The sequence below is a fragment of the Streptomyces corynorhini genome (genome assembly GCF_003346515.1).
Taxonomy (GTDB): domain Bacteria; phylum Actinomycetota; class Actinomycetes; order Streptomycetales; family Streptomycetaceae; genus Streptomyces; species Streptomyces corynorhini.
On sequence record NZ_QQNA01000207.1, the window covers coordinates 1 to 8942 of the forward strand.

The window sequence follows — 8942 nt, forward strand, 5'->3', positions numbered from 1 at the left end:
GTTCTACGGATTACGGGGCTGCGGGCTACGGGGTTACAGGGCCACGGGGTTACGGGGGTTACGGGGGTTACAGGGCTACGGGCTACGGGCTACGGCGGAAGAAGCCGCCCCGCCGACGGGCCACGGGACGCGACAGCGAGTTGGCCAGGCGTCCCACCATGTCATCGCTCGTCATGTCCCTGGCCATCCGGGGGATGAGCGAGGCGCCGAACTCGGCCACCCGTTCATCGTGGGTGTCGTACTGCGCGCGGGCCTGGACCGGTCCGCCGGAGCGCAGCGCCTGGGCGACGACCGGCGGGACGGCGGCGGGCCCGGCCGGTTCGTCCGGTTCGTCCGCCGCCAGTACCCGGCCGATCAGCGAGGTGTCGAAGACCGGCAGCAGCCGTCCGAGCTGCTCCGCGTCGAGCGTCGTCCCGTGGTCGAACCACTCATGGCACAGCTCGTGCAGGATGACGTGCTGGGTCTGGTACACGGTGGGACGGCGGCGGTAGAGCACGAAGCTGGTGTCGCCGGACTTCAGACGCAGCCCGCAGGCCGCGTTGACGCGGGCGAGCTGGTCGGGCAATTCGTGCAGTGCGATCGTACGGCCGCCGGCCTTCTCCATGTTGGCCACCAGCCCGGCGATGCTGAACGGGGTGGGGATGGGCAGATCGGCCAGTCCGGCTTCGCACTCTCTTCGCAGCTCGCGCAGGGACATGGGTGGGGGCCTCTTGATCGGATACGCGGTGCGCCAGGTCGTGGGTCGGTGGATTCCGGCCACAGGTCACGGTCACGATCACGGACACGCGGGAATCACGGCCGTGGTTCCGGCGTGCCGTCGGCGGCGGCAGCGCCGCCGCCCGCACCGGCATCCGCACCGGCATCCGCCCCGCCGTCCGGGACAGCGCCCGGGGCCGAGTCCGGGTCGGCCTTGGTGCTCTGCTCGGCCTTGGTGCTCTGGTCGAGCTTGGTGTTCCCGTCGAGCTTGGTGTTCCCGTCGGGCTTGGTGTCCTCCAGCAGCGACAGCGCGAACCGGAGCAGCTCCGGCGGAAGTCCGCTGTCGTCCATGCCCCGCCCCGCCACCCCGCTGATGGCGCCCGTGCGGCGCTTGGCGAGGAACTGCAGTCCGGCGACGACATCGTCGACGACTTCCGACTCTTCCTTGAAGAAGCGCCAGTCCACACCGAATCCCAGGCCGAGGGCCCGAAGGATGTCCTCGGAGGGGTGGGTGACCTTACCGGCGAGGATGTTGGAGAAGTAGCTGTGGGAAAGGGAGCCGCCGCGCTCTTTGACCAGGTCGGAGAAGAACCGCCCGGACACCTTCTGGCCGGGGAAGGTCTTCTCGACCATGTACTCGACCTTCTGGCGCAACGTCTTCAGCTGTGGCGCCCGCTCTTCACCGCTGTCCATCCCAAGCCCCCACCAGGCCCCCGCCTCGTTCACGTTCGCCGTACTGTAACGGACTCACCCTGGAATGGTCTCGGTCGAACAACTGAACTTGCGCACACACTCTCCGTCACTGTTAACTCGAAAAAACGCGGGCAAGGGGCCACGAGGGGAGTCCCTTGCTCGCGGCGGTCCAGCGATGCGCCCGCCCGGCCGAGACGCTCCGGACCTGCACGGAAAGCCAGTCAGGGCGCTTTCGGGAAAGGGGTGTAGCCCTTCGCGACGGGGGATGCACGAAGGGCTACCCCTGCATTATGACACCTTGTCAGCGATGCTCGAAAGCCAAGTTCCCTCATCGGTCGAATTGATCGGTGCGGGATGGCCGGAAAAGTTCGAACTGAAGCGCTTTTACCCGGGGCGGCGCAGCGGCTGCGACCGCAGGACGCCCCGGACAGCAGCGGCTTGGCGGTCCTGCCGCTACGGCTTGGCGGGCTCGGCGGCGAATTGGGCCAGCCACGCGAGTGGCGCGTTCCAGTTGATGGCGACTTCGTTGGTCGAGTACGACTCGATGTCGTCGATGTAGCAGGCGGCGGGCGCGCAGCCGGCCAGCCGCTCGGCCGCCACCGGATCCTGGAGACCGGAGTTGGGGCCGCCCGCGAGGGAGCCGGCCGGCGGGGTGGGGAGCGCGGCGTCGGCCTGGTGCGCCCAGAAGCGGTGGTGCTGGTTGTGGGAGGGCTGGGCGCCGTAGCCGCTGATGTAGGACTGGCCGAGGGTGTTGCGGCCGAGCAGGTAGTCCAGGGACTCGACCGCCCCGGCGCGGTAGCGCTGTTGGCCGGTCAGCTCGTAGGCCGTGGCCAGTACGACGCCGTTGTTGGCCACTTGGCCGTTGGAGCCCCACACGTATCCGGAGGCGGGCAGGGGAACCGCGTACCCCTGCCCGGACATGGCGTTCAGATAGCCGTCCGCCGCCGTGGTCACCGAGGCCCGCAGCCGGGCGGTGTCGGCGGCGGGCAGTGCGGTGGGGACGGTGGCGAGGGTGAGCCGGCCGAGCGCGGCCGTCTCGGCCCAGTTGAAGCCGGAGGCGCTGAAGGCACCGGCGGAGGTGTGCCAGGGCGAGGTGGTGACGGCGTCGCGGTAGGCGCTCTCGCCGGTGGTGGCGTACAGCTCGGCCGCCGCCCAGTAGAACTCGTCGCCGACCGCGGGATCCGCGTACGCGCCGCCGCCGGTACCGTCCGACTCCGGTGCGATCAGCGCGGGGGCGGCCTTCGCCGCGGTCCAGGCGCGCCGGGCGGAGTCCAGGCAGCGGGCGGCGAACGCGGCGTCGTAGCGGGCGTACACCCGGGCGCACTGGGCGGCGGTGGCCGCGAGGTTGAGGGTCGCGGCGGTCGAGGGGCGGTGCAGCTCGCGCCGCTCGGCGTCGCGCTCGGGCCGGGTGGGCAGCGCCGTCCAGTTGGCGTCGTGCATCTTGTGGAACGCGGTCCCGGCCAGCGGCCTGCCCTCCGGGACCTGCATCCGCATGAGGAACTCCAGCTCCCAGCGCGCCTCGTCCAGCACGTCGGGCACGCCGTTGCCGCGCTCGGGTACGCGCAGGGTGGAGTCGCCGAGCGCGGCGGCCGTGCCCTTGGCCTCGGCGCGCTCGAACGCGTTGATCAGCAGCCAGCTGGAGACGCCCCCGTTGACGACGTACTTGCCGTGGTCCCCCGCGTCGTACCAGCCGCCCCGTACATCGCGGCGGTAGTCGCAGACGCCGCTCACGCAGGGCACGCTGGTGTCGCCCTGGTTCGGCGCGACCCCGAGGTGTCCCGCGGGCCTGGCGTACGCGGCGCCCGCGAGGGACGCCTCGATCGGGATGCCGCTGCGCTGCTGGTAGAAGAACGACATGGTGTCCGAGCGCAGCCCGGCGTAGAGCCCGGAGCCGATCGCGAACGGATGGCTGGCGCGCCCCTCGACGACCAGCGTGTAGCCGGAGCCGGAGCCGCTGCTGCTGCCGCTGTACGAGGAGAAGTCGACCAGGTGCGTCGCGTCCCTGGACGCCGCGTCGAGACCGCGGACGACGGTCGTCCCGGCGGCCACGACGGCACCGGCCGCGTTCTTCAGCTGCCAGGGCAGCGGCGCGGTGCCGGTGGAGACGACGGTGGCGCGCTTGGGACCGTCGGGCAGGTAACCGAGCTGGTTGGCGCGTACGGCGGTGACGGCGGCGGGCGCCGCGGCGGACATCGTGGCGCCCGTCGAGGTCGCTGCGGGGGCCGTCGGAGCCGTGGGGGCCGTCGGAGCGGCGGGGGCGGTGGCCAGTCCGGCGATCAGCAGAGCGGCAGACAAGGCGGAGACGAGTGCGGGTGCGGGCATGTGGGGTGCCTTTCGCGGTCGCGAGCCTCACGGTCTGGGAGCGCTCCCAGACGACACTCGGGGAGAATTGCATGCACACGTCACATGGTCAATGGATCCGGCAAGCGGGAACGGGAATGCCGACGGGGCGACGCGTGCGGTTGCCCCTCACTCCTTCGGCCTGCCCAGCACCAGGATCTGAATCGCCAGGACCGCCGCGCCCCGGGCCCAGTCGTTGAAGTCGGACACCTTGGTCTCCAGGACGAACGGGTCGGCGAGCGGGTCGCGGTTGTCGAGGACCGCCTCCCTGACCGCGGGCCCTGCGATGTCCATCAGGCCGACGCCCTCACCCGCGAGCAGGATCTTCTGCGGCATGGCGAAGTTGGCGATCTGCGCGACCACCGTGCCGAGCGCCCGCGCCGCTTCGCCCATCACCCGCGCGGCCGGGGGGTCGCCCGCGTCGGCCAGGGCGAGGATCTCCTCGTACGTGTGGTCGCGGCCCGTCGCCGCCCGGACCTGGTAGCGGATGCTCGGGATGGTCAGCAGCGAGACGGCGCTGCCCCGGACGCCGTCGGGCGTCAGCGGGCCGTTGGGGTCGATGATCCAGCGGCGGCCGATCCCCTGGCCGTCGTTGGCGGCGCGGACCAACCGGCCGCCGATGACCAGGCCGTACCCGATCCCCGCCCCGATGGTGAGGACCGCGAACCGGTCGAGTCCGCGCCCCGCGCCGAACCAGGCTTCGGACTCGATGAGGGCGGCGACATCGTTCTCGACCACGACGGGCAGCCCGGTGCGCTCCTCGACCATCTCCCCGAAGGGCACGTCGTGCCAGTCCAGGAAGACCGAGGCGACCGCGCGCGAGAAGCCCTTGATCCGGCCGCCGATGCCCACGCCGATGCCCGCGAGCCGGGGGAAGGCGGCGGCGAACTCCTCGGTCATCTCCCGTACGAGATCCGCGACGTACTCCGGATCGCGGGTGCGGAGGGGGACGGCGCGGTCGGCCACGATGTCGCTCTTGAGCGTGGTGACGACCCCGTAGACCATATCCGCCGTGATCTTGAACCCCGCGAAGTAGCGGGAGTCCGCCACGATGTCCAGCGGCTGCGAGGGGCGCCCCTGGCGCGTGGGGGCAGAGACCGGCGTCGGCTCCTCGATCAGCAGGCCGGACTCGATCAGCGGCTTGGTCAGCCGGGTGAGGCTGCCCGCGGACAGGTTCAGCTTCCTGGCGATCTCCGTGCGCGAGACCGGGCCGTGGGTCAGCACCTCGATCGCCACGGCACGTTCGGCGGGGCTCAGCGGTGCCCAACTGGCTGCAAGCATGCTCGATTCCTTCTGCATCCCATGAGTCCCACGAGTCCCACAGGCCCGGCTTCGCGCGCCCGCCGCTCATCGTATCCAGGGACCGGGCCCGCGCACCGCTACATTATTCAACTTCAGAATTAATTCCACCCACCTTCCAGCCATTCCAGGCTGCAACCCCGCACCCAAGCAGTTCGCGCACACCTCTTGACGTGGTGATTGTTTCAGCACAAAAGCAAAACCCTCGAGGACGAGTCATGGACAAGGGAGTCTCTGATGACTGTCGCCTCAAACGGCGCGTCCGGGCCGCCACGCCCTCCGGCGCCGACCCGCACCAAGGTGCTGACACGAACGAAGGCCGGCCTTTCGCCCGGCACTTCGCCCGGCACTTCGCCCGGCACTTCGCCCGGTACGGGCACCGGCACCGGCACCGGCACGGGCACGGGCACGGGCACGGGCACCGGGACCGCACGCGGAGACGGCGTCCTGGCGGCGCTCTTCATCGCCCCCGCCATGGTCGGCTTCCTGGTGTTCCTGCTCTGGCCCACCCTGCGCGGCATCTACCTCAGCTTCACCCGCTACAACCTGCTCACCCCCGCCGAGTGGGTCGGCCTCGACAACTACCGGCGGATGGTCCAGGACCCCATCTTCTGGGGCTCCATGCGCGTGACCGTCGAGTACGTCTTCATCAACATCGGTGTGCAGACCGTCGCCGCGCTGTGCGTCGCCGTCCTCATGCAGCGGCTCACCAAGTCCTCCCTGCTGCGCGGCATCGTGCTCACCCCGTACCTCGTCTCCAACGTCGTCGCCGGTGTGGTGTGGGTGTGGATCCTGGACACCCAGCTCGGCATCGGCAACGAACTGCTGGGCGCGCTCGGCTTCGACCACGTCGCGTTCCTCGCGAGCGACGAGTGGGTGATCCCCAGCATCGCGCTGATCAACGTATGGCGGCACGTCGGCTACACCGCGCTGCTCCTCTTCGCCGGGCTCCAGGCGATACCCGGCGATGTGTACGAGGCGGCGAAGGTGGACGGCTCCGGCGAGCTGCGCACGTTCTGGAAGATCTCGCTGCCGCTGCTGCGGCCGGTGCTCGCCGTCGTACTGATCATGACGGTCATCGGCTCGTTCCAGGTCTTCGACACCGTGGCGGTCGCGACACCGGGGCCCGGCGGACCGGCGAACGCGAGCAACGTGCTCCAGCTCTACATCTACAGCTCGGCCTTCGGGCGCTTCCAGTTCGGCTACGCGTCCGCGATGTCCGTCGCGCTGCTGGCCGTGCTGAGCGTGATCACGATCGTCCAGTACCGGCTCACCCGGGCCGGCCGGACCGACCTCGGCTGAGCGCGGACATGACGACGAGCACGAGGACGACGACAAGCACGACGACAAGCACGACAACGAGCGTGAGGACAAGCGCGACAACAAACGCGAGGACGAGCACGACAACAAGCGCGAGGACAAGCGCGAGGACAAGCGCGACGACGAGGACGAAGGAAGAGGAGCAAGGAGTGATGTCATGTCCGCACTGACCTCGACGTCGGCACCGGCCCCCACACCCGCACCGGCGCCCGCGCCCGCCCGGTCCGAGCGCCCCACGCGGCCCCGCCCGTCCTTCGGCCGGATGGCGGCCTGGGCGCTGATGGCCCTGGTCGTCCTCATCACCCTGCTGCCGTTCTACTGGATCGTACGGACCGCCCTCTCCTCCAACACCGCGCTCACCGCCGACCCCGCCTCCCCGCTGCCCGTCGACTTCAGCTGGGGCGGATTCGAGCGCGTCCTCGGACTCCAGAGCACGCAGGAGGCCCTCGCCCAGGGCGGGTCGGGAGGCTCGATCAACTTCTGGCGTTATCTGCTCAACTCCACGGTGGTCGCAACGATGGTGACGGTCTGTCAGGTCATGTTCTCGGCGATGGCCGCCTACGCCTTCGCCCGGCTGCGCTGGCGCGGTCGCGATCGGGTGTTCGGCCTCTTCCTCGCCGGTCTGATGGTGCCGGCCATCTTCACCCTGCTGCCCAACTTCGTCCTCATCAAGGAACTCGGGCTGGTGGACACCCTGACGGGGATCGCGCTGCCCACCATGTTCATGACCCCGTTCGCGGTCTTCTTCCTCCGCCAGTTCTTCATGAACCTGCCCAAGGAGCTGGAGGAGGCAGCGCTGCTGGACGGCGCGGGCAAGGTCCGCATCTTCTTCCGGCTCCTGCTGCCCACGGCCGCGGCTCCGATGATGACGCTCGGCGTCCTCACCTACATCACGGCGTGGAACGACTACTTCTGGCCGCTGATGGTGTCGTACAGCGACAGCTCCCGCGTACTCACCGTGGCCCTGGGTATCTTCCGCTCCCAGACCCCGCAGTCCGGCACGGACTGGGCCGGGCTGATGGCCGCGACGCTGGTCGCCGCGCTGCCGATGCTGGTGCTGTTCGGGGTGTTCGCGCGGCGGATCGTCAACTCCATCGGTTTCACCGGACTCAAGTAAGGAGGCTTCAGTGCTACGCAGGTCCTCCCGCGGTCCCGCCGCACTCGCCGCCGCCGTCGCGCTCTCCCTGCTCGCCGTCGGCTGCGGTACGCGGAGTCCGACGTCCGCCGAGTCGTCGCACACCGTCACGTACTGGTTGTGGGACGCCAACCAGCTCCCCGGCTACCAGGAATGCGCCCAAGGGTTCGAGAAGCGGAACCCCGGGCTCAAGGTCGACATCTCGCAGATCGGCTGGGACGACTACTGGACCAAGCTCACGGCCAGCATGATCGCGGGCACCGAGCCGGACGTCTTCACCGACCACATCACGAAGTTCGCGCAGTTCATCGATCTGGACGTGCTCGCGCCGCTGGACGAACTGCCCGCCACCCGGGGCATCGAGGACACCTACTACCAGCCGGGCCTCGCCGCCGCCTGGATCGCCCAGGACGGACACCGCTACGGCTCCCCGAAGGACTGGGACACGATAGCGATGTACTACAACAAGAAGCTGACCGAGGACGCCGGGATCTCCGACGACACCCTCAACAGCCTCGCCTGGAACCCCACCGACGGCGGAACGTTCGAGCGGACCATCGCCCATCTCACCGTCGACACCAAGGGCCGCCGGGGCGACGAGCCCGGCTTCGACAGACACAACGTCAAGACGTACGGTCTGGCCACCAACGACGCGGGCGAGGCCAACGGCCAGACCCAGTGGAGCGCCTTCACCGCCTCGGCCGGCTGGAACTACACCGACAAGAAGGCGTGGGGAACCCACTACAACTACGACGACCCGGTCTTCCAGTCCACCGTCGAGTGGTACTTCGGCCTCGCCGAAAAGGGCTATCTGGCCCCCTTCGAAGCCTTCTCCAAGTCCAACGGCCCTGACGTACAGCTCGGTTCGGGCCGGGCGGCCCTCGCGCTGCACGGCTCCTGGATGGCCAAGACGTACTACGGCCTCAAGGGCATCGAGACGGGCAGCGCCCTGACCCCCGTCGGCCCCTCGGGCAAGCGCGCCACCATGCTCAACGGCCTCGCCGACTCCCTCACCCGACGCGCCGGGAACAAACCGGCCGCCCAGAAGTGGGTGGCGTACCTCGCCTCCGACGCCTGCCAGCGGACGGTCGGGACGTACGGAGTGGTGTTCCCCGCGAGCAAGGCGGGCACGGAGGTGGCGATCGCAGCGTACGAGAAGGCCGGCATCGACGTCACGGCCTTCACACGGCCGGTCGCGGACGGGACGACGTTCTCGTACCCGATCACGGACTACGCGGCGGATGTGGCGGCGCTGATGAAACCGGCGATGCAGGACGTGTACGCGAACGGCAAGCCGGTGGGCAGCCTGACGAAGACCAACAGCCAGATCAACCTGATTCTGTCGCAGGGGGATTGAGGAACGGAGCGGCGGCGCCACACACCACCCGCTCCCCCACCACAAAGGCCCACACCAGGACACCCCTCCACCCCCCACACCAGTCCCCCCACCCCCCACCCC

Annotated in this window: 6 protein-coding genes and 1 pseudogene; 3 read left to right on the forward strand and 4 right to left on the reverse strand. The window is 69.6% G+C overall.

The window, feature by feature from the left end:
* Positions 1 to 82: 82 nt before the first annotated feature.
* The 4 genes and pseudogenes from DVH02_RS24310 to DVH02_RS24325 form a co-directional block, all read right to left on the reverse strand.
* Positions 83 to 697 (reverse strand): toxin, encoded by a 615-nt coding sequence (locus DVH02_RS24310; RefSeq protein WP_114625968.1) that lies wholly within the window; start codon positions 695 to 697, stop codon positions 83 to 85.
* A gap of 275 nt (positions 698 to 972) precedes the next feature.
* Positions 973 to 1389, reverse strand: a pseudogene (locus DVH02_RS36985) (hypothetical protein); the annotation flags it as partial.
* 453 nt (positions 1390 to 1842) lie between these two features.
* Positions 1843 to 3711 (reverse strand): glycoside hydrolase family 9 protein, encoded by a 1869-nt coding sequence (locus DVH02_RS24320; RefSeq protein WP_114625969.1) that lies wholly within the window; start codon positions 3709 to 3711, stop codon positions 1843 to 1845.
* A 147-nt stretch (positions 3712 to 3858) separates the two neighbouring features.
* Positions 3859 to 5010 (reverse strand): ROK family transcriptional regulator, encoded by a 1152-nt coding sequence (locus DVH02_RS24325; RefSeq protein WP_114625970.1) that lies wholly within the window; start codon positions 5008 to 5010, stop codon positions 3859 to 3861.
* A gap of 255 nt (positions 5011 to 5265) precedes the next feature.
* On the opposite strand from DVH02_RS24325, the gene DVH02_RS24335 reads away from it, so the two are divergent.
* The 3 genes from DVH02_RS24335 to DVH02_RS24350 all read left to right on the forward strand — a co-directional run bounded on the left by DVH02_RS24335 (position 5266) and on the right by DVH02_RS24350 (position 8840).
* Positions 5266 to 6330: a carbohydrate ABC transporter permease gene (locus DVH02_RS24335; RefSeq protein WP_233518436.1), complete on the forward strand. Its 1065-nt coding sequence runs from the start codon at positions 5266 to 5268 to the stop codon at positions 6328 to 6330.
* Between the two features lie 175 nt (positions 6331 to 6505).
* The gene (locus DVH02_RS24345; RefSeq protein WP_114625973.1) at positions 6506 to 7465 is read left to right on the forward strand and encodes a carbohydrate ABC transporter permease; all 960 of its coding nucleotides are present in this window, start codon (positions 6506 to 6508) and stop codon (positions 7463 to 7465) included.
* 10 nt (positions 7466 to 7475) lie between these two features.
* Positions 7476 to 8840, forward strand: a complete 1365-nt coding sequence (locus DVH02_RS24350) for an ABC transporter substrate-binding protein (RefSeq protein ID WP_114625974.1) — start codon at positions 7476 to 7478, stop codon at positions 8838 to 8840.
* Positions 8841 to 8942: the final 102 nt, after the last annotated feature.

Excerpts from the sequence above, each read along its gene's own strand:
- DVH02_RS24310 (WP_114625968.1), bottom strand. The coding sequence starts at position 697 with ATGTCCCTGCGCGAGCTGCGAAGAGAGTGCGAAGCCGGACTGGCCGAT.
- DVH02_RS24320 (WP_114625969.1), bottom strand. The coding sequence starts at position 3,711 with ATGCCCGCACCCGCACTCGTCTCCGCCTTGTCTGCCGCTCTGCTGATC.
- DVH02_RS24325 (WP_114625970.1), bottom strand. The coding sequence starts at position 5,010 with ATGCTTGCAGCCAGTTGGGCACCGCTGAGCCCCGCCGAACGTGCCGTG.
- DVH02_RS24335 (WP_233518436.1), top strand. The coding sequence starts at position 5,266 with ATGACTGTCGCCTCAAACGGCGCGTCCGGGCCGCCACGCCCTCCGGCG.
- DVH02_RS24345 (WP_114625973.1), top strand. The coding sequence starts at position 6,506 with ATGTCCGCACTGACCTCGACGTCGGCACCGGCCCCCACACCCGCACCG.